29 protein-coding genes are annotated in these 20,224 nt (G+C 56.8%); 3 read left to right on the top strand and 26 right to left on the bottom strand.

From position 1 onward, the window contains the following. The first annotated feature begins 202 nt into the window (after positions 1–202). Positions 203–763: a cysteine hydrolase family protein gene (locus AB4P94_RS09730; protein ID WP_395610333.1), complete on the top strand. Its 561-nt coding sequence runs from the start codon at positions 203–205 to the stop codon at positions 761–763. A 21-nt stretch (positions 764–784) separates the two neighbouring features. Here AB4P94_RS09730 and tam read toward each other — a convergent pair whose 3' ends face one another. Beyond that, positions 785–1,546: a trans-aconitate 2-methyltransferase gene (gene tam, locus AB4P94_RS09725; RefSeq protein WP_395610332.1), complete on the bottom strand. Its 762-nt coding sequence runs from the start codon at positions 1,544–1,546 to the stop codon at positions 785–787. A gap of 101 nt (positions 1,547–1,647) precedes the next feature. On the opposite strand from tam, the gene AB4P94_RS09720 reads away from it, so the two are divergent. Next, positions 1,648–2,553 carry a LysR family transcriptional regulator gene (locus tag AB4P94_RS09720; protein ID WP_395610331.1) on the top strand — a complete coding sequence of 302 codons (906 nt, stop codon included), beginning with the start codon at positions 1,648–1,650 and terminating at the stop codon, positions 2,551–2,553. Between the two features lie 69 nt (positions 2,554–2,622). Here the strand turns inward: AB4P94_RS09720 and AB4P94_RS09715 are convergent, their stop codons facing one another. Together AB4P94_RS09715 and AB4P94_RS09710 are read right to left on the bottom strand one after the other, a co-directional pair. After that, positions 2,623–3,150 (bottom strand): single-stranded DNA-binding protein, encoded by a 528-nt coding sequence (locus tag AB4P94_RS09715; RefSeq protein ID WP_016969466.1) that lies wholly within the window; start codon positions 3,148–3,150, stop codon positions 2,623–2,625. A 9-nt stretch (positions 3,151–3,159) separates the two neighbouring features. After that, positions 3,160–4,554 carry an MFS transporter gene (locus AB4P94_RS09710; protein ID WP_395610330.1) on the bottom strand — a complete coding sequence of 465 codons (1,395 nt, stop codon included), beginning with the start codon at positions 4,552–4,554 and terminating at the stop codon, positions 3,160–3,162. Positions 4,555–4,732: 178 nt separating this feature from the next. Between AB4P94_RS09710 and uvrA the strand changes: the two genes are divergently transcribed. Beyond that, entirely contained in the window at positions 4,733–7,567 is a 2,835-nt protein-coding gene (gene uvrA, locus AB4P94_RS09705; RefSeq protein WP_026013597.1) for an excinuclease ABC subunit UvrA, read from the top strand. Between the two features lie 65 nt (positions 7,568–7,632). On the opposite strand, the gene bfr is transcribed toward uvrA, so the two are convergent. The 23 genes from bfr to rpsC form a co-directional block, all read right to left on the bottom strand. Next, on the bottom strand, positions 7,633–8,097 hold the full coding sequence (bfr, locus tag AB4P94_RS09700; RefSeq protein WP_395610329.1) for a bacterioferritin: 465 nt from the start codon (positions 8,095–8,097) through the stop codon (positions 7,633–7,635). 155 nt (positions 8,098–8,252) lie between these two features. Further along, on the bottom strand, positions 8,253–9,698 hold the full coding sequence (locus tag AB4P94_RS09695; protein WP_395610328.1) for a catalase: 1,446 nt from the start codon (positions 9,696–9,698) through the stop codon (positions 8,253–8,255). Positions 9,699–9,947: 249 nt separating this feature from the next. Continuing rightward, positions 9,948–10,334, bottom strand: coding sequence for a 50S ribosomal protein L17 (gene rplQ, locus AB4P94_RS09690; protein ID WP_003176402.1), 387 nt, complete (start codon positions 10,332–10,334; stop codon positions 9,948–9,950). A 41-nt stretch (positions 10,335–10,375) separates the two neighbouring features. Next, positions 10,376–11,377, bottom strand: a complete 1,002-nt coding sequence (locus tag AB4P94_RS09685; protein ID WP_003176403.1) for a DNA-directed RNA polymerase subunit alpha — start codon at positions 11,375–11,377, stop codon at positions 10,376–10,378. 22 nt (positions 11,378–11,399) lie between these two features. Beyond that, a complete protein-coding gene (rpsD, locus tag AB4P94_RS09680; protein ID WP_003210056.1) occupies positions 11,400–12,020 on the bottom strand; it encodes a 30S ribosomal protein S4 in 621 nt (206 codons plus the stop codon). 18 nt (positions 12,021–12,038) lie between these two features. After that, entirely contained in the window at positions 12,039–12,428 is a 390-nt protein-coding gene (gene rpsK / locus AB4P94_RS09675; protein WP_002555466.1) for a 30S ribosomal protein S11, read from the bottom strand. Between the two features lie 30 nt (positions 12,429–12,458). Further along, positions 12,459–12,815: a 30S ribosomal protein S13 gene (gene rpsM, locus AB4P94_RS09670; protein ID WP_177013738.1), complete on the bottom strand. Its 357-nt coding sequence runs from the start codon at positions 12,813–12,815 to the stop codon at positions 12,459–12,461. A gap of 129 nt (positions 12,816–12,944) precedes the next feature. Continuing rightward, positions 12,945–13,061: a 50S ribosomal protein L36 gene (rpmJ, locus tag AB4P94_RS09665; protein ID WP_002555468.1), complete on the bottom strand. Its 117-nt coding sequence runs from the start codon at positions 13,059–13,061 to the stop codon at positions 12,945–12,947. Positions 13,062–13,088: 27 nt separating this feature from the next. Next, positions 13,089–14,417 carry a preprotein translocase subunit SecY gene (secY, locus tag AB4P94_RS09660; RefSeq protein WP_016969470.1) on the bottom strand — a complete coding sequence of 443 codons (1,329 nt, stop codon included), beginning with the start codon at positions 14,415–14,417 and terminating at the stop codon, positions 13,089–13,091. Continuing rightward, positions 14,418–14,855 carry a 50S ribosomal protein L15 gene (gene rplO / locus AB4P94_RS09655; RefSeq protein ID WP_003176407.1) on the bottom strand — a complete coding sequence of 146 codons (438 nt, stop codon included), beginning with the start codon at positions 14,853–14,855 and terminating at the stop codon, positions 14,418–14,420. Between the two features lie 3 nt (positions 14,856–14,858). Continuing rightward, positions 14,859–15,035, bottom strand: a complete 177-nt coding sequence (rpmD, locus tag AB4P94_RS09650) for a 50S ribosomal protein L30 (protein WP_003176408.1) — start codon at positions 15,033–15,035, stop codon at positions 14,859–14,861. A gap of 2 nt (positions 15,036–15,037) precedes the next feature. Beyond that, entirely contained in the window at positions 15,038–15,538 is a 501-nt protein-coding gene (rpsE, locus tag AB4P94_RS09645) for a 30S ribosomal protein S5 (protein WP_003176409.1), read from the bottom strand. 3 nt (positions 15,539–15,541) lie between these two features. Beyond that, on the bottom strand, positions 15,542–15,892 hold the full coding sequence (rplR, locus tag AB4P94_RS09640) for a 50S ribosomal protein L18 (protein WP_003176410.1): 351 nt from the start codon (positions 15,890–15,892) through the stop codon (positions 15,542–15,544). A 10-nt stretch (positions 15,893–15,902) separates the two neighbouring features. After that, positions 15,903–16,436 carry a 50S ribosomal protein L6 gene (gene rplF, locus AB4P94_RS09635; RefSeq protein WP_003176412.1) on the bottom strand — a complete coding sequence of 178 codons (534 nt, stop codon included), beginning with the start codon at positions 16,434–16,436 and terminating at the stop codon, positions 15,903–15,905. 12 nt (positions 16,437–16,448) lie between these two features. Next, complete coding sequence (gene rpsH / locus AB4P94_RS09630; RefSeq protein ID WP_010206883.1) at positions 16,449–16,841, bottom strand: 30S ribosomal protein S8; 393 nt, start codon at positions 16,839–16,841, stop codon at positions 16,449–16,451. 208 nt (positions 16,842–17,049) lie between these two features. Next, the gene (gene rpsN, locus AB4P94_RS09625) at positions 17,050–17,355 is read right to left on the bottom strand and encodes a 30S ribosomal protein S14 (protein ID WP_003176414.1); all 306 of its coding nucleotides are present in this window, start codon (positions 17,353–17,355) and stop codon (positions 17,050–17,052) included. Positions 17,356–17,368: 13 nt separating this feature from the next. Next, the gene (gene rplE, locus AB4P94_RS09620) at positions 17,369–17,908 is read right to left on the bottom strand and encodes a 50S ribosomal protein L5 (protein ID WP_003176415.1); all 540 of its coding nucleotides are present in this window, start codon (positions 17,906–17,908) and stop codon (positions 17,369–17,371) included. A gap of 20 nt (positions 17,909–17,928) precedes the next feature. Continuing rightward, positions 17,929–18,243, bottom strand: a complete 315-nt coding sequence (rplX, locus tag AB4P94_RS09615) for a 50S ribosomal protein L24 (RefSeq protein ID WP_003176416.1) — start codon at positions 18,241–18,243, stop codon at positions 17,929–17,931. Between the two features lie 11 nt (positions 18,244–18,254). After that, positions 18,255–18,623 carry a 50S ribosomal protein L14 gene (gene rplN / locus AB4P94_RS09610; protein WP_002555479.1) on the bottom strand — a complete coding sequence of 123 codons (369 nt, stop codon included), beginning with the start codon at positions 18,621–18,623 and terminating at the stop codon, positions 18,255–18,257. Between the two features lie 23 nt (positions 18,624–18,646). After that, positions 18,647–18,913, bottom strand: a complete 267-nt coding sequence (gene rpsQ, locus AB4P94_RS09605; protein WP_003176419.1) for a 30S ribosomal protein S17 — start codon at positions 18,911–18,913, stop codon at positions 18,647–18,649. Between the two features lie 2 nt (positions 18,914–18,915). Beyond that, entirely contained in the window at positions 18,916–19,107 is a 192-nt protein-coding gene (rpmC, locus tag AB4P94_RS09600) for a 50S ribosomal protein L29 (protein WP_002555481.1), read from the bottom strand. Then, complete coding sequence (rplP, locus tag AB4P94_RS09595) at positions 19,107–19,520, bottom strand: 50S ribosomal protein L16 (RefSeq protein ID WP_003176421.1); 414 nt, start codon at positions 19,518–19,520, stop codon at positions 19,107–19,109. Before rplP ends, rpmC begins: the two co-directional genes overlap by 1 nt. A gap of 12 nt (positions 19,521–19,532) precedes the next feature. Continuing rightward, complete coding sequence (gene rpsC / locus AB4P94_RS09590) at positions 19,533–20,219, bottom strand: 30S ribosomal protein S3 (RefSeq protein WP_003176422.1); 687 nt, start codon at positions 20,217–20,219, stop codon at positions 19,533–19,535. Between the last annotated feature and the right edge of the window lie 5 nt (positions 20,220–20,224).

Raw genomic sequence — 20,224 nt, 5'->3', positions numbered from 1 at the left:
TGAGTGTAGACGGGAGGTTGCAGGGATCAGGCCAAGGCGTTTTTGACGGGGACCGGTTTAAAATCAAGTGTTTGCTGAAAAAACAGTGGCACTGTGCCTTCCTTGTTCTGCACGATGGCGCATCAACCCCGATGCATTCTGCACGGCGCCCGGAGTGCCAGCTAAGATACAAAGCCTATTCACCCATCCCGAGGCAGCCTTCATGGCCAAGCAAGCACTCATCTTGATCGACATCCAGAACGACTACTTCCCCGGCGGCAAGTGGCCACTCGACGGCGTAGAGGCTGCGGCGGACAAGGCGGCTGACGTGCTTCAGGCGTTTCGCAAAGCGGGTAAAACGGTGATTCACGTACGCCATGAATTCACCTCCGAGGATGCCCCCTTTTTTACGCCGGGTTCCGCTGGGGCGAATCTGCATGCCAAAGCACTGAACGAGGGCGATGAGCCCGTGGTGCTGAAACACTTCGTGAATGCGTTTCGTGGTACCGACCTGCGCGCGCGTCTTGAACAGCGCGCTATCACCGACGTGGTGGTGGCCGGCAGCATGAGCCATATGTGCATCGATGCCGTGGTGCGGGCCTCGGCGGATCTGGGTTACACCGTCACCGTCATCCATGACGCCTGCGCCACTCGCGACCTGGAGTTCAACGGGCAAGTGATTCCCGCCGCTCAGGCGCACGGCGCTTTTATGGCAGCGCTGGGTTTTGCCTACGCGCAGGTGGTATCGACAGATGAATTTTTGAAGGGGCAAGCGACGGTTTGACCGCCGCTTTTTCGCCCAGGCTTAGCGAACCGCAATGATGAACAGGCGCGGGAACGGCAGCAACACGGTGCCATCGGCCAGGGCCGGGTAAGCCTTGGTAATCCGCGCCTGATACTCGCGCAGGAAAGCGGCTTTTTCGTCGTCAGCCAAAGGCGCAAGAAACGGCCGCAGCGCCGACGCCTTGAACCACTCCACCACCGCTGCGTGGTCGGCCAGGGGGTGCTGGTAGGTGGTGCGCCACACGTCGACGGTGCTGCAGTGTTTGCTCAGTAGCTCGAAATAGTAACTCGCCGTGTGCCGTTCATTGTGTTTCACCGCGCCGATCTTCGCCGACCAAGGGCCGTCGGCCGCTACTTCGCGGGCCAGACGGTGAGCGGGTTCGTCCAGATTGTCCGGCGTTTGCACGGCGAGAGTGCCGCCTGGTGTCAGTTGATCGACCAGGTGCGGATACAGCGTGGCATGGTCCGGCAGCCATTGCAGGGACGCGTTGGCGAGGATCACATCGAACTGTTGTGCAGGCGCCCAGGCGCCGATATCCGCCAGCTCGAAGCTCAGCGCCGGCAGGCGTTTACGCGCATCCACCAGCATGTCGTCGGAGCTGTCCATACCCGTGACGTGCGCCGTTGGGAAACGCTCGGCCAACACCTCAGTGGAGTTGCCGGGGCCGCAGCCCAGGTCCACGGCGGTGCGAACCTGCGTATTCGCAATGGCCGCGACCAGATCACGGACGGGGCGGGTACGTTGTTGCTCAAACATCGTGTACTGCTTGGCTGACCAGGTCATCGCGGCTTTCCTTCTTTTTGAGGTTGCCCACAGCCTAAATCTTGTGAGCCATGAGAACAAATGCCAGGATTGAAGCCCTCCCATACCTGGAAAGTATCTCTATGTTGGAGCTGCGCCAGCTTAAAGCCTTCGTTGCTATCGCCGAGGAAGGCTATATCACCCGGGCCGCCGAACGGCTGGGGATGCAACAGCCACCCCTGACGCGCCTGCTGCAAAGCCTTGAGGCCGAGCTGGGCGTGGTGTTGATGGAGCGCCTGCCTCGTGGCGTGCGCCCCACCACCGCCGGGCTGGCGTTGCTGGATGAAGCCCGAGGCATTCTCGCCCAGGTGGACGGCGTGGCAGATCTAGTCCGCCGCGCTGCACGGGGTGAACGCGGGCGGTTGGCGATCGGTTTCACCAGTTCGGCCGCGCTGCATCCATTTGTCCCCAGTGTGCTGCGGTTGTTTCGCGAAACCTTTGTCGGCGTCTCTGTGGTGCTGGAGGAAGCCGGCACCGGCGAACTGCTGGACGCGCTGGTACACGAAAAACTCGACGCGGCGTTTATTCGCTCGCCCCTCAGCGGAACGCAATCACTGCAGGATGAGCCGATTCTGGTGGAGCCGATGTTATTGGCGTTGCCCACTGCTCACCCGCTGGCGCGCGACTCGGGCGCCCTGCCCTTGGCCGCGCTGGCGACTGAGTCTTTCGTGCTTTACCGGCGCCGCGTGGGGCTTGGGCTGTATGACGCCATCCTGGTGGCCTGCCGAGAGGCGGGGTTCAGCCCGCAGGTGGTTCAGGAAGCACCGCGTATGACGGCAACCTTGAGCCTGGTGGCAGCGGGTCTGGGCGTGTCCATTGTGCCCGCGTCCATGCAGCGATTGCGTGGGGATGGCATCGTCTACCGGGAGCTGACGGAGTGCCGAAGCCTGGTAGCGCCGTTGCATCTGGCGACGCGGCGCGACGACGGCTCGGCGGTATTGCGCAGGTTCAAGGAAATGGTGGTAGCCGCGGCAGCGGTGGACGCCTGATGTTGGGCAATAAAAAAACCCCCGAAGCGTTAGCTATCGAGGGTTTTGCTCGTTCCGGGGGGTTGAGCCCTAGAACGGGATATCGTCATCAAAGCTGTCGAAATCCGGAGCCGGCTGTGGAGCGGCCTGCTGTGGCGCTGGCGCCTGACGCGACTGCTGCGGTGCCGACTGCTGCGGGCGTGGAGCCTGCTGGCGTGGGGCCGGAGCGGACTGCTGGTAGTTGTTGCCCCCGCCTTGTTGGTCGCCCTGCTGTGGACGGCCGCCCAGCAATTGCATGGTGCCTTGCATGTCGACCACGATTTCAGTGGTGTAACGCTTGATGCCGTCTTTTTCCCACTCGCGGGTTTGCAGTTTGCCTTCGATGTAGACCTGCGAACCTTTGCGCAGGTATTCACCGGCGATTTCGGCGACCTTGCCGAACATCGACACACGGTGCCATTCGGTCTTCTCGACCTTCTGGCCGGTCTGCTTGTCGGTCCATTGTTCGCTGGTCGCCAGACTCAGGTTGGTCACGGCATTACCGTTCGGCAAGTAGCGAACTTCGGGATCCTGGCCGCATGTACCGACCAATATGACTTTGTTAACCCCACGGGCCATAACGTTCTCCTAAGCTGGGCGCGCTGTCGGCACCGGGTTGACCAGTTGCTCGAGCGTCGCGCGATCCAATAATTCGGTATCCAATTTGATGTAAATGGCCGCTTCTTCAGCGATCACAACTGCATCTGTTACCCCTACGACAGCCTTCAGGCGCTCTACCAGACCGCTTTCACGGATCGCCTCGGGCGATAGCGGCAAACGCAGACTTGTGACGTAGGGAGGTTCGCGCATGGTAACAGCAAAGGCCAGCCAAAGTGCAGCCAGCCCGGCGCATCCGAGGAACACAACCGACAAACCGCCATGCTGGAACATCCAGCCACCCATGATGCCGCCAAGTGCCGAACCCAGGAATTGGCTGGTGGAATACACCCCCATCGCCGTGCCCTTGCCACCTGCCGGTGAAACCTTGCTGATCAGCGAAGGCAATGAAGCCTCCAGCAGGTTGAACGCGGTGAAGAACACCACCGTACCGATGACCAGCGCCCGCAGGCTGTCGCCAAACTGCCAGAAGAATAGCTCAGTGAGCATCAATGTCGCGACGGCGCCCAGGAGAACTCGTTTCATTTTGCGTTTCTTCTCGCCGTAAATGATGAACGGGATCATGGCGAAGAACGAAACCAGCAGCGCGGTGAGGTAGACCCACCAGTGTTGTTCCTTGGGCAGGCCGGCCTTTTGCACCAATGCCAGGGGCAAGGCAACGAAGCTGCACATCAGCATCGCGTGCAACACAAAGATACCTAAATCCAGGCGCAGCAGGTCGGGATGCTTGAGCGTCGGTAACAAGGCTTTGCGCGCGACGCCGGACTCGCGGTGCTGCAGTGTTCCGGTGGAGCGCGGCACCATAAATGCCACGATCACGATGCCGAACAACGCCATGCCGCCCGTGGCCAGGAACAGCCCGTGCAACCCAAAGGCGCGAGTCAGCAAGGGCCCGACCACCATGGCCACGGCGAACGACAGGCCGATGGTCATGCCGATCATGGCCATCGCTTTGGTGCGATGTTGTTCACGAGTCAGGTCCGACAGCAGCGCCATGACCGCTGCGGAAATCGCACCAGCCCCTTGCAGGACGCGGCCAGCGATTACGCCCCAGATCGAATCGGACTGCGCAGCGAGCACGCTGCCGAGGGCGAACACGATCAGCCCGAGGTAAATCACCGGGCGACGGCCAATGCGGTCGGAAATGATCCCGAACGGAATCTGGAAAAGCGCCTGGGTCAGGCCATAGGCGCCAATGGCCAGGCCGATCAATGCGGGGGTTGCGCCTGCGAGATCCATTCCATAGGTCGCCAGCACCGGCAACACCATAAACATGCCCAGCATACGGAAGGCGAACACCAGGGCCAGACCGCTTGCCGCGCGGGTCTCGCCGCTACTCATGCGTTCGCTGTGGGGATCGTGCATGGAAAAACCTCGTGTGAACCGGCGGCGATTCTACCAGTCCCATCGATTGAGAGGGTATATGCGGCGCTTTGCCGCGCAGCTTTCATCTAAGGCTGCACCCGGCACTTTGGCAGTGTATATTCATCCAGTCTTTAGCCGTATACTCCTGCATTATTTACGCCCGCCGTGCGAGGCCATCTTGGACAAGATCCTGATTCGTGGGGCTAGAACCCACAACCTGAAGAACATCGACCTGACCCTGCCCCGGGACAAACTGATCGTCATCACCGGCTTGTCCGGGTCCGGCAAATCGTCCCTGGCGTTCGACACGCTGTACGCCGAAGGCCAGCGGCGCTATGTGGAATCGCTGTCGGCCTATGCCCGCCAGTTCCTGTCGATGATGGAAAAGCCTGACGTCGACACCATTGAAGGCCTGTCGCCGGCGATTTCCATCGAACAGAAATCGACCTCCCACAACCCGCGCTCCACCGTGGGCACCATCACCGAAATCTACGATTACCTGCGCCTGCTCTACGCACGCGTGGGTATTCCGCGCTGCCCGGACCACGACATCCCCCTGGAAGCCCAGACGGTCAGCCAGATGGTCGACCTGGTGCTGGCCCAGCCGGAAGGTGCCAAGCTGATGTTGCTGGCACCGGTGATCCGCGAGCGCAAGGGCGAACACCTCTCTGTCTTCGAAGAGCTGCGCGCCCAGGGTTTTGTGCGCGCACGCATCAACGGCAAGCTGTATGAGCTGGATGAAGCGCCGAAGCTCGACAAGCAGAAGAAGCATTCCATTGATGTGGTGGTTGACCGCTTCAAGGTGCGGGCAGATTTGCAGCAGCGCCTGGCGGAATCTTTCGAAACGGCCTTGAAGCTGGCCGACGGCATTGCGCTTGTCGCGCCGATGGACGACGAACCCGGCGAAGAAATCATCTTCTCCGCGCGCTTCGCCTGCCCGATCTGTGGGCACGCCATCAGCGAGCTGGAACCCAAGCTGTTTTCCTTCAACAACCCGGCCGGCGCCTGCCCGACCTGTGATGGCCTGGGCGTGAAGCAGTTCTTCGACATCAAACGGCTTGTCAATGGCGACCTGACGCTGGCAGAGGGGGCGATACGCGGCTGGGACAGGCGTAACGTCTATTACTTCCAGATGCTCGGGTCGTTGGCGTCCCACTATAAATTCAGCCTGGAAGTGCCCTTCAACCAACTGCCGGCCGAGCAGCAGAAAGTCATCCTGCATGGCAGCGGCTCGCAGAACGTCGATTTCAAGTACCTGAACGACCGGGGCGACATTGTTAAACGCTCTCACCCGTTCGAAGGTATCGTGCCCAACCTTGAGCGCCGCTATCGCGAGACCGAATCGGCGAGCGTGCGTGAAGAACTGGCGAAATTCCTCAGCACCCAACCTTGCCCGGATTGCCGCGGTACTCGCCTGCGTCGTGAGGCACGGCATGTGTGGGTCGGCGAGAAGACGTTGCCGGCGGTGACCAACCTGCCGATCGGCGATGCCTGTGAGTACTTTGGTGTGCTCAAGCTGACAGGGCGTCGCGGCGAAATTGCCGACAAGATCCTTAAGGAAATTCGTGAGCGCCTGCAGTTCCTGGTTAACGTGGGCCTGGATTATCTGTCGCTGGACCGCAGTGCCGATACGCTGTCTGGCGGTGAAGCCCAGCGCATTCGACTGGCCAGCCAGATTGGCGCCGGTCTCGTCGGCGTGCTGTATATCCTCGATGAACCGTCGATTGGTTTGCACCAACGGGATAACGACCGCCTGCTGGGCACGTTGAAACACCTGCGCGACATCGGCAACACGGTCATTGTGGTCGAGCACGACGAAGACGCGATTCGCCTGGCGGATTACGTCGTCGATATCGGCCCGGGCGCTGGCGTTCACGGCGGGCACATTGTTGCAGAAGGTACGCCTGCCGAAGTCATGGCTCACCCCGACTCGCTGACCGGAAAGTACTTGTCCGGCCGCGTGAAGATTGAAGTCCCGGCCAAACGCACGCCGCGCAACAAGAAAATGGCGCTGCACCTCAAGGGCGCGCGCGGTAACAACCTGCGCAACGTTGATCTGGAAATTCCGCTGGGGCTGCTGACCTGCGTGACCGGTGTTTCCGGCTCCGGCAAGTCGACACTGATCAACAACACGCTGTTCCCGCTCAGTGCTACCGCCCTGAACGGCGCGACCACTCTGGAAGCGGCCGCGCACGACAGCATCAAGGGCCTGGAGCATCTGGATAAGGTGGTCGACATCGACCAGAGCCCGATTGGTCGCACACCGCGCTCCAACCCGGCGACCTACACCGGGCTGTTCACGCCGATTCGTGAGCTGTTCGCGGGTGTGCCGGAGTCGCGCTCGCGGGGCTACGGGCCGGGCCGTTTCTCGTTCAACGTCAAGGGTGGCCGCTGCGAAGCCTGCCAGGGCGATGGCTTGATCAAGGTCGAGATGCACTTCCTGCCGGATATCTACGTGCCGTGCGATGTGTGCAAGAGCAAGCGCTATAACCGCGAAACACTGGAGATCAAGTACAAGGGCAAAAGCATTCACGAAACCCTGGAGATGACCATCGAGGAAGCGCGGGTGTTCTTCGATGCGGTTCCTGCTTTGGCGCGCAAGCTGCAGACGTTGATGGATGTGGGCCTGTCGTACATCAAACTGGGGCAGTCGGCGACGACGCTGTCCGGTGGTGAGGCGCAGCGGGTGAAGCTGTCCCGTGAGCTGTCCAAGCGCGATACCGGCAAGACGTTGTATATCCTTGATGAGCCGACCACCGGCCTGCACTTCGCGGATATCCAGCAGCTGCTGGACGTGCTGCACCGCTTGCGCGATCACGGCAATACCGTGGTGGTGATCGAGCACAACCTGGATGTGATCAAGACAGCCGATTGGCTGGTGGACCTGGGGCCGGAAGGCGGCTCCAAAGGTGGCCAGATCATTGCCGTCGGCACACCGGAGCAGGTCTCCGAGATGCCGCAGTCCCATACTGGTTACTACTTGAAACCATTGCTGGCGCGTGACCGCGCCTGATATTTCGGGCCCAATAAAAAGCCCCTGTCACTTCGCGGTGACAGGGGCTTTTTTGTAGCCGGAAATCAGAACTGCGATTGCAGGTAGTTTTCCAGGCCGATGAGCTTGATCAGACCGAGCTGCTTTTCCAGCCAGTAGGTGTGATCTTCTTCGGTATCGTTCAACTGCACACGCAGGATCTCGCGAGTGACGAAGTCGCTGTGCTTCTCGCAGAGCTCAATGCCCTTGCAGAGTGCGGCTCGCACCTTGTACTCAAGACGCAGGTCGGCAGCGAGCATGTCAGGCACCGTCGTGCCCACATCCAGGTCGTCGGGACGCATACGCGGCGTGCCTTCGAGCATCAGGATACGGCGCATCAGTGCGTCGGCATGCTGTGCCTCTTCTTCCATTTCGTGGTTGATACGCTCGTAGAGCTCGGTAAAGCCCCAGTCTTCGTACATGCGCGAATGGATGAAATATTGGTCACGAGCTGCCAGTTCGCCCGTCAGCAACGTGTTGAGGTAATCGATTACGTCGGGGTGACCTTGCATCGCCCTACATCTCCCTACTTGAAAGTCAGTAGTTTGAACCATCATGACCCGAAGGTCACGGGACCAACGGCAGAAAAGCGAAGATTTTCAGGGAAAAGTAGCTAAAATAACGCAAAAACCGCCCAAATGAGGGCGGTTCTGCTTATCGTTTAGAGTCAGTTAATTGTTACGCCCAAGCCTCTCGCAATGCGTTGGCCGTAATCAGCATCGGCTTTGACAAAGTGTTGCAACTGGCGCTGGACCACATCGCTGGACACTCCGGCCATAGCACCGACAATGTTGTCGATCAGCAAGGTTTTCTGGGCTGCGTCCATCAACCGGTACAGCGCGCCTGCGTGGCTGTAGTAATCAGTGTCTTCACGGTGATCATAACGATCCGCCGCACCACTCAACGACAGCGCTGGCTCAGCATACTGAGGCGCCTGCTTCGGCGCATCAGCGTAGCTATTAGGCTCGTAGTTGGGAGCCGCACCACCGTTGGTGCCGAATGCCATCGAACCATCACGCTGATAGCTGTGCACTGGGCTGCGCGGGGCGTTCACCGGCAATTGCTGGTGGTTGGTGCCAACACGGTAGCGGTGCGCATCTGCGTAGGCGAATACGCGGCCTTGCAGCATGCGGTCTGGCGACAGGCCAACACCTGGAACCATGTTGCTTGGGCCGAATGCGGCTTGCTCGACCTCCGCGAAGAAGTTCTGTGGATTACGGTTCAACTCCAACTCACCCACCTCGATCAACGGAAACTCTTTTTGCGACCAGGTCTTGGTCACGTCGAAGGGGTTCTCGTAATGCGCAGCAGCTTGCGCCTCAGTCATGATCTGGATGTTGACACTCCACTTCGGAAAGTCGCCACGATCGATTGCACCAAACAAATCGCGCTGGGCGTAATCCGGGTCACTGCCTGCCAAGCGCTCGGCTTCAGCCGGCGACAGGTTTTTGATGCCTTGCTTGGTCTTATAGTGCCACTTGACCCAGTGACGCACTCCAGCGGCATTGATCAAACTGTATGTATGGCTGCCGAAGCCATGCATGTGACGGTAGCCGTCTGGTGTACCACGGTCCGAAAACAGAATGGTGACCTGATGCAGCGCCTCGGGTGAGTGCGACCAGAAGTCCCACATCGCCTGGCCGCTTTTGAGGTTGGTCTGTGGCAAACGTTTTTGGGTGTGAATAAAGTCCGGGAATTTCAATGGGTCACGGATAAAGAACACAGGCGTGTTGTTGCCCACGATGTCCCAATTACCCTCTTCGGTGTAGAACTTCAGCGCGAAGCCCCGTGGGTCGCGATCAGTATCAGCCGAACCGCGCGAACCGCCAACTGTTGAGAACCGCAGGAAAGTCGGAGTTTGCTTACCAACGGTCTCAAACAACTTTGCGCTGGTGTATTGGGTGATGTCTCTAGAGACAGTGAACGTACCGTAAGCACCCGACCCCTTGGCGTGAACGCGACGCTCGGGAATATTTTCGCGGTTGAAGTGAGCGAGCTTCTCGATCAGATGGAAATCGTCGAGCAGCAATGGACCGCGAGGGCCGGCGGTGCGGGAATTCTGGTTGTCAGCAACGGGAGCGCCACTGGCGGTAGTAAGGGTTTTCTGGCTCATGCTCAATCTTCCTCAGGTCAGTCATGGAACTGCCGGCTAATCGGCTTGGAGGGAGTATTGACCATCAAGATGACACCATCAAATGCATTAAATCATGGACTTTGATAGAGAATAACTAACGAACCACCAGCACAGATAGTGATTGGGTGCGGTAAGAAAGACGGCAGTGACGGAAAGAGAATAGCCAGCTTTTGTTACGCCCACAAAAAACCGGGCACTAGGCCCGGTTCTTCGTTGCAGCTTGTCGTCTTACTCGGCGCTTACAGCTTCGCCGGCAGTAGCACGATCAACCAACTCGACGTACGCCATAGGCGCGTTGTCGCCAGCGCGGAAACCGCACTTGAGGATGCGCAGGTAGCCACCCTCACGGGTAGCGTAACGCTTGCCCAGGTCGTTGAAGAGCTTACCAACGATAGCTTTCGAACGAGTACGGTCGAAAGCCAGACGGCGGTTAGCCAGGCTGTCTGTCTTGGCCAAAGTGATCAGCGGCTCAGCAACGCGACGCAGTTCTTTAGCTTTCGGCAGTGTAGTTTTGATCAGCTCGTGCTCGAACAGCGACACCGCCATGTTTTGAAACATGGCCTTGCGGTGCGAGCTGGTACGGCTCAGGTGACGACCACTTTTACGATGACGCATGGTTCATTCCTTACCAAACTCACGTTCGGTGATTACGACGATCAGGCAGTCGCCTTGTCGTCCTTCTTAAGACTTGCAGGCGGCCAGTTGTCGAGGCGCATGCCGAGGGACAGACCGCGGGAGGCCAGAACGTCCTTGATTTCAGTCAAGGATTTCTTGCCCAGGTTCGGAGTCTTCAACAGTTCTACTTCGGTACGCTGAATCAGGTCGCCGATGTAGTAAATGTTTTCCGCCTTAAGGCAGTTAGCCGAACGTACAGTCAGTTCCAGATCGTCAACCGGGCGAAGCAGGATCGGATCGATCTCGTCTTCCTGCTCGATTACCACTGGTTCGCTGTCACCCTTGAGGTCGACGAACGCAGCCAACTGCTGTTGCAGGATGGTTGCAGCGCGGCGGATAGCCTCTTCAGGATCCAGAGTACCGTTGGTTTCCAGATCAATAACCAGCTTGTCCAGGTTAGTACGCTGCTCGACACGGGCGTTTTCCACCACGTATGCGATACGGCGAACCGGGCTGAACGAAGAGTCAAGCTGCAAGCGACCAATGCTGCGGCTTTCGTCTTCATCGCTCTGACGCGAGTCGGCCGGTTCATAACCACGACCACGAGCTACAGTGAGCTTCATGTTCAGGGCGCCGTTAGACGCCAGGTTAGCGATTACGTGATCGGGGTTAACGATCTCGACATCATGATCCAGCTGAATATCGGCAGCGGTAACCACCCCCGAACCCTTCTTCGACAAGGTCAGCGTAACTTCGTCACGGCCGTGCAGCTTGATAGCCAGACCTTTAAGGTTCAACAGGATTTCAATTACGTCTTCCTGTACACCTTCGATGGCGCTGTACTCGTGGAGCACACCGTCAATCTCGGCCTCGACTACTGCACAGCCGGGCATTGAGGACAACAGGATGCGGCGCAGCGCGTTGCCCAGGGTGTGGCCAAAACCACGCTCGAGAGGCTCGAGAGTGATCTTGGCGCGGGTTGGACTGACAACCTGCACATCAATGTGGCGGGGTGTCAGGAACTCATTTACCGAAATCTGCATGGATGCACCTATTTTCTAGCCCTTACTTGGAGTAGAGCTCGACAATCAGGCTTTCGTTGATGTCGGCGGACAGATCACTGCGAGCAGGAACGTTCTTGAAAACGCCCGACTTCTTCTCAGTGTCTACTTCTACCCATTCTACGCGGCCACGTTGGGCACACAGATCGAGAGCTTGGACAATGCGAAGTTGGTTTTTTGCTTTCTCGCGAATCGCGACCACGTCACCAGCACGAACCTGGTAAGACGGGACGTTAACGGTTTGGCCGTTTACGCTAACGGATTTGTGCGATACCAGCTGACGGGATTCGGCACGAGTCGAACCAAAGCCCATACGGTATACAACGTTGTCCAGACGGCATTCGAGCAGTTGCAGCAGGTTTTCACCGGTTGCACCTTTCTTGCCAGCAGCTTCTTTATAGTAGCCGCTGAATTGACGCTCGAGAACGCCGTAGATACGACGGACCTTCTGCTTTTCACGCAGTTGGGTGCCGTAATCGGACTGGCGACCGCGGCGTTGGCCGTGGATACCAGGTGCTGCTTCAATGTTGCACTTCGATTCGATCGCGCGCACGCCGCTCTTCAGGAAGAGATCGGTGCCTTCGCGACGAGCGAGTTTGCATTTTGGACCAATGTAACGAGCCATTCTTTACAATCTCCTGGATTACACGCGGCGCTTCTTCGGCGGACGGCACCCGTTGTGCGGGATTGGCGTCACGTCGGTGATGCTGGCGATCTTATAGCCACAGCCGTTCAAAGCACGGACAGCAGACTCACGACCTGGACCTGGACCTTTGACGTTAACGTCGAGGTTTTTCAGGCCGTATTCCAGCGCAGCTTGGCCAGCACGTTCAGCAGCTACTTGAGCAGCGAACGGGGTGGACTTGCGGGAACCGCGGAAACCCGAACCACCGGAGGTAGCCCAAGAAAGCGCGTTACCTTGACGGTCGGTAATGGTCACGATTGTGTTGTTAAAAGAAGCATGGATGTGGGCGATGCCATCAACCACTGTCTTTTTAACTTTTTTACGAGGACGAGCAGCAGGTTTTGCCATGATAATTTTCCTGTCGATTCGCGTGGGCGATTACTTGCGGATCGGCTTACGCGGACCTTTACGGGTACGCGCGTTAGTCTTGGTACGCTGACCGCGCACTGGAAGACCACGACGATGACGCAGACCACGGTAGCAACCGAGATCCATCAAACGCTTGATTTTCATGTTGATTTCGCGACGCAGGTCACCTTCAGTGGTGAACTTCGCCACTTCGCCACGCAACAGCTCAATCTGCTCGTCGCTCAGATCCTTGATCTTAGCGGCTGGGTTTACCCCAGCGACCGCACAGATATTCTGTGCAGTAGTGCGACCAACACCATAGATGTAGGTCAGCGAGATAACAGTGTGCTTGTTATCTGGAATGTTAACGCCTGCAATACGGGCCATTCAGTGGGACTCCAATTGACAGCTACCTACGCCCCGGAAGCCAAGAAATAGGGCGCGAGATAATATCGCTGTAATAACAAATAATCAACCCGGCAGCGCACTAGCTGCCGGGCTTCAAGCGGATCACACTCAGCCTTGGCGCTGTTTGTGACGCGGTTCCGCGCTGCAAATTACTCGAACAACACCTTCGCGGCGAATAATCTTGCAGTTACGGCACAGCTTTTTCACCGATGCACGAACTTTCATCACCAACTCCTCGAACCTTATGGGTACTCAGCGCAACATGCCGCTGCCGTAACCCTTCAGGTTGGCTTTCTTCATCAGGGATTCGTACTGGTGCGAAACGAGGTGCGATTGTACTTGGGACATGAAGTCCATCACAACCACGACCACGATCAGCAACGAGGTCCCGCCAAGGTAGAACGGAACGTTTGCTGCAACCACCAGGAACTGGGGAAGCAAGCACACGGCCGTCATATATAGAGCACCGAACAGGGTCAAACGAGTCAGAACGCCATCAATGTAGCGTGCCGACTGCTCACCTGGACGGATGCCCGGAATAAAGGCACCGGACTTCTTCAGGTTTTCCGCTACGTCTTTCGGATTGAACATCAACGCCGTATAGAAGAAGCAGAAGAAAATAATCCCTGCACTAAACAGCAGAATATTCAACGGCTGACCAGGAGCGATCGACTGAGAGAGGTCCTGCAGCCAGCCCATATTTTCAGACTGACCAAACCAGGTACCCAACGAAGCCGGAAACAGCAAAATGCTGCTCGCGAAAATTGCCGGAATAACACCGGCCATATTCACTTTCAGCGGCAAGTGGCTGGTCTGCGCAGCAAAGACCTTGCGGCCCTGCTGACGCTTGGCGTAGTGAACAGCAATACGACGCTGGCCACGCTCAATGAACACCACAAAACCGATAATCGCTACTGCCAGCAAACCGATGGCAACCAAGGCGAAGATATTGATATCACCCTGACGTGCAGACTCGAAAGACTGCCCGATTGCTCTCGGAAGACCGGCGACGATACCTGCGAAAATCAACATCGAGATACCGTTACCAACACCACGCTCAGTAATCTGCTCACCCAGCCACATCATGAACATCGCACCAGCCACAAACGTGGATACCGCGACGAAATAGAAGCCAAAGTCACCAGTGAACGCAACGCCCTGCCCCGCCAGGCCAACGGACATGCCGATAGCTTGAACCAGGGCGAGGACGACAGTGCCGTAGCGGGTGTACTGGCTAATCTTGCGACGGCCAGCTTCACCTTCCTTCTTCAACTGCTCCAACTGCGGGCTGACGGCGGTCATCAGTTGCATGATGATCGATGCCGAAATGTACGGCATGATCCCCAGTGCAAAGATGCTCATCCGTTCCAGCGCGCCGCCGGAAAACATGTTGAACAAGCTAAGAATGGTCCCCTCATTCTGTCGAAACAGGTCTGCGAGTCGGTCCGGGTTGATACCTGGAACCGGGATGTGTGCGCCTATTCGGTAGACGATAATCGCCAGGAACAGAAAACGCAGACGAGCCCAAAGTTCAGACATACCGCCTTTGCCGAGCGCTGAGAGAGCACCTTGCTTAGCCATTTATTCCTCGAACTTGCCGCCAGCTGCTTCGATAGCCGAACGCGCACCTTTGGTGGCGCCGATTCCCTTGCCGATAGTGACAGCGCGAGTCACTTCACCGGACAGCATGATTTTCACACGCTGTACGTTGACGTTGATCACGTTGGCATCTTTCAGGGTCTGCACAGTAACGATGTCGCCTTCCACTTTAGCCAGCTCGGACAGACGCACTTCTGCGCGGTCCATGGCTTTCAGGGATACGAAACCGAACTTAGGCAGGCGACGATGCAGCGGCTGTTGACCGCCTTCAAAGCCTGGAGCAATGGTGCCACCGGAACGGGAGGTTTGACCTTTGTGGCCACGGCCACCAGTCTTACCCAAACCGCTACCGATACCACGGCCCGGACGATGCTTTTCGCGACGGGAACCCGGCGCTGGACTCAGATCATTGAGTTTCATCGATTAACCCTCTACACGCAGCATGTAGTAAGCCTTGTTGATCATCCCGCGATTCTCGGGAGTATCCTGGACTTCTACAGTGTGACCGATGCGACGCAGACCCAAACCTTTAACACACAGTTTGTGGTTAGGAATGCGGCCGGTCATGCTTTTGATCAGCGTTACTTTAACGGTAGCCATGATCAGAAGATCTCCTTGACAGTCAAGCCACGCTTGGCAGCGATGGACTCAGGAGATTGCATGGCTTTCAGACCCTTGAAAGTGGCGTGAACCACGTTTACCGGGTTAGTCGAGCCGTAGCACTTGGCCAGAACGTTCTGAACGCCAGCAACTTCGAGGACAGCACGCATAGCGCCGCCAGCGATGATACCGGTACCTTCAGAAGCCGGTTGCATGTACACCTTCGAAGCGCCGTGAGCGGACTTCATTGCGTACTGCAGAGTGGTGCCGTTCAGATCAACTTGGATCATGTTGCGACGAGCAGCTTCCATTGCCTTCTGGATCGCAGCAGGCACTTCACGTGACTTGCCACGGCCGAAGCCAACACGCCCTTTACCATCACCTACCACGGTCAACGCGGTGAAAGTGAAGATACGGCCGCCTTTAACGGTTTTGGCTACGCGGTTAACTTGAACCAGCTTCTCAATGTAGCCTTCGTCGCGCTTTTGGTCGTTATTTGACATAACTTAGAACTCCAGCCCAGCTTCACGAGCAGCATCAGCCAGCGCTTTCACGCGGCCGTGGTACTTGAAGCCAGAGCGGTCGAAAGCCACTTGCGAGACGCCAGCGGCCTTAGCACGCGTAGCGACCAGCTGGCCAACCTTAGTGGCCGCGTCGATGTTGCCAGTGGCACCATCACGCAGTTCTTTATCCAAAGTCGAGGCGCTTGCCAGGACTTGGTTGCCGTCGGCCGAGATGACCTGGGCGTAGATGTGCTGCGACGAGCGGTACACGCAGAGACGCACGACTTCGAGTTCGTGCATTTTCAGGCGTGCTTTGCGAGCGCGACGCAGTCGAGTAACTTTTTTGTCGGTCATTTGCTATGCCCTACTTCTTCTTGGCTTCTTTACGACGGACGACTTCGTCCGCGTAGCGCACACCTTTGCCTTTGTACGGCTCTGGTGGACGGAAGTCGCGGATCTCAGCGGCCACCTGACCTACCAGCTGCTTATCGATACCCTTGATCAGGATGTCGGTTTGGCTAGGGGTCTCAGCGGTGATGCCTTCCGGCAGTTCGTAATCCACTGGGTGCGAGAAGCCAAGGGCCAGGTTCAAAACCGTGCCTTTTGCTTGCGCTTTGTAACCAACACCGACCAGCTGGAGCTTGCGCTCGAAGCCTTGGCTTACGCCTTGGACCATGTTGTTTACCAACGCACGCGTGGTACCGGCCATTGCGCGAGTTTGTTGATCGCCATTGCGAGCAGCGAAACGCAGCTCACCAGCTTCTTCAACGATCTCAACGGACGAATGGATATTCAGTTCAAGAGTGCCCTTGGCACCCTTCACCGAAAGCTGTTGGCCTGCGAATTTGACTTCGACACCGGCTGGCAGCTTAACGGGGTTCTTAGCGACGCGAGACATGCTTATCCCCCCTTAGAACACAGTGCAAAGAACTTCGCCGCCGACACCGGCAGCGCGCGCAGCACGATCCGTCATCACACCTTTGTTGGTGGAGACGATAGACACGCCCAGACCGCCACGAACTTTCGGCAGATCTTCAGCGGACTTGTACTGACGCAGGCCTGGACGGCTAACGCGCTTCACTTCCTCGATGACCGAACGGCCTTCGAAGTACTTCAGCTCGATGGACAGCAGTGCTTTAACATCGCTGCTGATCTGATAACCCGCAATGTAGCCTTCGTCTTTCAGGACTTTGGCAACAGCTACCTTCAACTTGGAAGATGGCATGCTTACGACGGACTTTTCAGCCATCTGGGCATTACGGATACGAGTTAGCATGTCCGCTAACGGGTCCTGCATACTCATGGGCTAGACGCTCCTAATACAAAAAAATTAGCCTTGCGGCTACATATGTCGCCGAGAATCTCCGGGCATAAAAAACACGGGCTCAGGCGAGCCGCGTATTTTAGACATACTCCAGAAATGAAACAAGCCCCAAAAGGGGCTTGATCCAGATTCAAGGCCACCGGCGGTCAGTATCTTGCGATCCTGCCCACCGGGACGTTGAAAGTACTTACCAGCTGGCTTTAACCAGACCTGGTACGTCACCACGCATTGCCGCTTCACGCAGTTTGTTACGGCCGAGGCCGAACTTGCGGTAAACGCCGTGTGGACGACCGGTCAGGCGGCAGCGGTTACGCATGCGCGAAGCGCTTGCGTCACGTGGCTGCTTCTGCAGAGCAACTGTCGCTTCCCAACGTGCTTCTGGACTTGCGTTCAGATCAACGATGATTGCTTTCAGTGCTGCACGCTTCTTGGCGTACTTGGCAACCGTGAGCTGACGTTTCAGCTCGCGGTTTTTCATGCTCATCTTGGCCATGGTCCTACTCCAATCAGTTGCGGAACGGGAATTTGAAAGCACGCAACAGGGCGCGACCTTCATCATCGTTCTTGGCAGTGGTGGTCAGGGTGATGTCCAGACCGCGGAGAGCATCGATCTTGTCGTAGTCGATTTCCGGGAAGATGATCTGCTCTTTCACGCCCATGCTGTAGTTACCACGACCATCGAAGGACTTGGCATTCAGGCCGCGGAAGTCGCGGACCCGAGGCAGGGAGATCGACAGCAGACGATCCAGGAATTCGTACATACGCTCACGGCGCAGAGTCACTTTGACGCCGATCGGCCAACCTTCACGGACTTTAAAGCCAGCGATGGATTTCCGAGCGTAAGTCACAACGACTTTTTGACCGGTGATCTTTTCCAGGTCGGCTACAGCGTGTTCGATGACTTTTTTGTCGCCGACCGCTTCGCCCAGACCCATGTTCAGGGTGATTTTGGTAACGCGTGGAACTTCCATCACGTTCGAAAGCTTAAGTTCTTCCTTAAGTTTCGGTGCGATTTCTTTCCAGTAAATCTCTTTTAGTCGTGCCATGGTCTTCTACCTAGCAGTGTTCAAGCATCAACCGCTTTTTGGGTCGACTTGAAGACACGAATTTTCTTGCCATCTTCTACTTTGAAACCAACGCGGTCAGCCTTGTTGGTTTCGCCATTGAAAATAGCGACGTTAGAAGCATCCAGTGGAGCTTCTTTTTCGACGATACCGCCTTGTACGCCCGACATCGGGTTAGGCTTGGTATGACGCTTGACCAGGTTCAGACCACCGATAACCAGACGGTTATTAGCGAGAACCTTAAGCACCTTACCGCGCTTACCTTTGTCTTTGCCGGCGATCACGATGATCTCGTCGTCACGACGAATCTTTTGCATGTCGGATCTCCTTACAGCACTTCTGGGGCGAGCGAGACGATCTTCATGAACTTCTCAGTACGAAGTTCACGGGTCACTGGCCCAAAGATACGGGTGCCGATCGGCTCTTGCTTGTTGTTCAGAAGAACAGCAGCGTTGCCATCAAAGCGGATAATGGAGCCATCAGCACGGCGTACGCCGTGACGAGTGCGGACTACAACAGCAGTCATCACTTGGCCTTTTTTCACTTTACCGCGAGGAATTGCTTCCTTCACGGTAACTTTGATGATGTCACCGATACCAGCGTAACGACGATGGGAGCCACCCAGCACCTTGATGCACATAACACGGCGAGCGCCGCTGTTATCGGCCACATCGAGCATGGATTGAGTCTGAATCATATAATTTCTCCGACCCCTAGTCCTTAGACTTCCACAGCGCGTTCGAGAACATCAACCAGTGCCCAAGACTTGGTCTTGGCCAGCGGACGAGTTTCACGAATAGTGACCTTGTCGCCGATGTGGCACTGATTGGTTTCGTCGTGCGCGTGCAGCTTAGTCGAACGCTTAACATATTTACCGTAGATCGGGTGCTTAACGCGACGCTCGATCAAAACGGTGATGGTTTTGTCCATCTTGTCGCTGACAACACGGCCAGTCAGCGTACGGACAGTCTTTTCGGCTTCAGCCATGATCACTTACCTGCCTGCTGGTTGAGCACAGTCTTCACGCGAGCGATGTCACGCTTAACTTGCGAGAGCAGATGAGACTGCCCCAACTGGCCAGTTGCTTTCTGCATACGCAGATTGAACTGGTCGCGCAGCAGGCCGAGCAGTTGCTCGTTCAGCTGCTGTGCGGATTTTTCACGAAGTTCATTCGCTTTCATCACATCACCGTCCGTTTAACAAAGGAGGTGGCGAGCGGCAGCTTTGCAGCAGCCAGGGCGAAAGCCTCACGCGCCAGCTCTTCAGAAACACCCTCGATTTCATACAGGACTTTGCCTGGCTGAATCTGGGCTACCCAGTACTCCACGTTACCCTTACCTTTACCCATCCGAACCTCGAGAGGTTTTTTGGAGATCGGCTTGTCCGGGAATACACGGATCCAGATCTTGCCACCACGTTTTACGTGACGGGTCAGAGCACGACGCGCTGACTCGATCTGACGAGCGGTGAGACGACCACGAGCTACAGACTTCAGCGCGAACTCGCCGAAGCTGACTTTGCTACCGCGCTGAGCCAGACCACGGTTGTGGCCTGTCATCTGCTTGCGGAACTTCGTACGCTTAGGTTGCAACATTTGGCGTACCCCTTACTTAGCAGCTTTTTTACGAGGCGCTGGTGCTTGTGGTTTCAGTTCTTCTTGGCGACCACCAATTACTTCGCCTTTGAAGATCCAAACCTTTACACCGATCACACCGTAAGTGGTGTGAGCTTCGTAGTTGGCATAGTCGATGTCGGCACGCAGGGTGTGCAGTGGCACACGACCTTCGCGATACCATTCAGTACGTGCGATTTCAGCACCGCCGAGACGACCGCTCACTTGGATTTTGATGCCTTTGGCACCAATGCGCATGGCGTTCTGTACAGCGCGCTTCATAGCGCGACGGAACATTACGCGACGCTCCAGCTGCTGAGCTACGCTCTGCGCAACCAGCATACCGTCGAGCTCCGGCTTGCGGATCTCTTCGATATTGATGTGCACAGGCACACCCATTTGCTTGGTCAGGTCCTGACGCAGTTTCTCAACATCTTCACCTTTCTTCCCGATAACGATACCTGGACGAGCGGTGTGGATGGTGATACGTGCAGTTTGTGCCGGACGATGGATATCGATACGGCTTACGGACGCGCTTTTTAGTTTGTCTTGGAGATACTCACGCACCTTCAGATCAGCGAACAAGTAGTCCGCATAAGTCCGACCGTCTGCGTACCAGACGGAGGTGTGCTCCTTGACGATTCCCAGGCGAATGCCAATGGGATGTACTTTCTGACCCATCTCTT

The organism is Pseudomonas sp. B22129 (genome assembly GCF_044218875.1).
GTDB lineage: Bacteria > Pseudomonadota > Gammaproteobacteria > Pseudomonadales > Pseudomonadaceae > Aquipseudomonas.
This window is presented reverse-complemented; position numbering and strand designations above follow the sequence as displayed.